The organism is Salinicola sp. (assembly GCF_982684285.1).
In genome coordinates, this window is record NZ_CEXLVS010000459.1 from 1 (window position 1) to 1,385 (window position 1,385).

Consider the following 1,385-nt stretch of genomic DNA (forward strand, 5'->3'; position numbering starts at 1 on the left):
TACCCCATGGTAAGCGAGGTCGCATACCCTAGCAGGCCAAACGTCTCACATGTTCATCCTCATCTTCCGTCCACAATAATAACTGTGGATAGGTAATATCAAAGTACTGGTCAATAAAGGTGCGAATAGCAAACTCAGCTGAGAATAAGGGAGTCAGTGTTTTTAATAGCTCTAATGCTAATGCAGGTTGCACAGTGCCATAGTCCGCCACATAATCAATCAACGGCCAAGCTGCAAAGCTAAACCAATTGTCTCCACCTTCCGGTTTGTGCCAATTTCGCTTAACGTCCGTCAATACCACGGCTGTTTGCTCAAACTCATCGGGCAGATATATGGCTAAAACTGTAATTAAGTGATTAACCCGTTGTTTGAGTTCTAACTCATCCAGTCCGGCTAAGGCATCTTTAATGAATAAGTCTTTCGCAAAGTCTGCCATCGATACTGACAATAAATTCGCTATGTGTAAGACGGCACTTTTTCCAAGATTCTGTTTCATATCACACTTTTTTCTGACCAATAAAAAAGCCGTGTTGATCGGCCAACACGGCTTTTACATCATAGCGGACTAACTGACTATGCTGTCAATTTTGCTTTTCTACGTAGACCAATAAACCCTAACAGTGCAGGTCCAAATAAAAATAGTGCTGCTGGTACTGGCACGGCTGAAGTGGTAATAACACGAATCCAATCGCCCGGTTCAGTTACCACCATGCGAAGATCTAATAATAAGCCATTGATGATATAACCATCACCGCTGCCGATATTATTCGACTCTAAACCTGCAGCATTAAATGGCAAACTACTTCCGTCTGTAAAATAGTCATTAAATGCAGCAAACAAACTGTTAGTTGCAAGTAACATTCCGCCATTTTGTTGAGACATCACACCTAAAATTTGGCCATCAAAGCCCCATGTTTGGCGATCATTAACACGCGTACCACCCTCAGTGTTTAAAAAGATAAGGTGACTATCGACCCATTGTCCTGCTGCAATACTGCCGCCATCAACATTAATTGCATCCGTTAAATAAACCGATTGCTTTTCATTAAAGGCTTGTTGATGAGTATTGGTTGGACTGTCTTCTTGCACACTGACGGCACTAATAATGTCTGGACCACTGACTAGTGCAGCTTGTGTTTGAAATGACAGCAGAACGGCTGCCAATAATACTAAAATTTTATTCATATACATTTTCCTTTCTCGAAAATGCAACCCAGCCATCTTTAGTCCTCTAAAGATCTGTGGCTTTCCGTACCCAGTTCACACCGAGCTTGGCTTCAATTAAATAAATTAAAGCGAACTAAACATTCGATCCTCGATTGCCTAGCACGAAAAGCAGACACTAGAGTAAATTAATAGCACCGTCAATAGTACTTTGGTACTAG

2 protein-coding genes and 1 riboswitch are annotated in these 1,385 nt (G+C 41.6%); both genes read right to left on the reverse strand.

Translation table 11 applies throughout. The annotated features are described in order from the left end of the window. Window positions 1-28 precede the first annotated feature (28 nt). A complete protein-coding gene (locus tag AC3AYF_RS21045) occupies window positions 29-496 on the reverse strand; it encodes a hypothetical protein (protein ID WP_487780416.1) in 468 nt (155 codons plus the stop codon). Between the two features lie 77 nt (window positions 497-573). After that, entirely contained in the window at window positions 574-1,185 is a 612-nt protein-coding gene (locus AC3AYF_RS21050) for a hypothetical protein (protein ID WP_487780417.1), read from the reverse strand. Window positions 1,186-1,204: 19 nt separating this feature from the next. Further along, window positions 1,205-1,286, reverse strand: a riboswitch (cyclic di-GMP riboswitch). Between the last annotated feature and the right edge of the window lie 99 nt (window positions 1,287-1,385).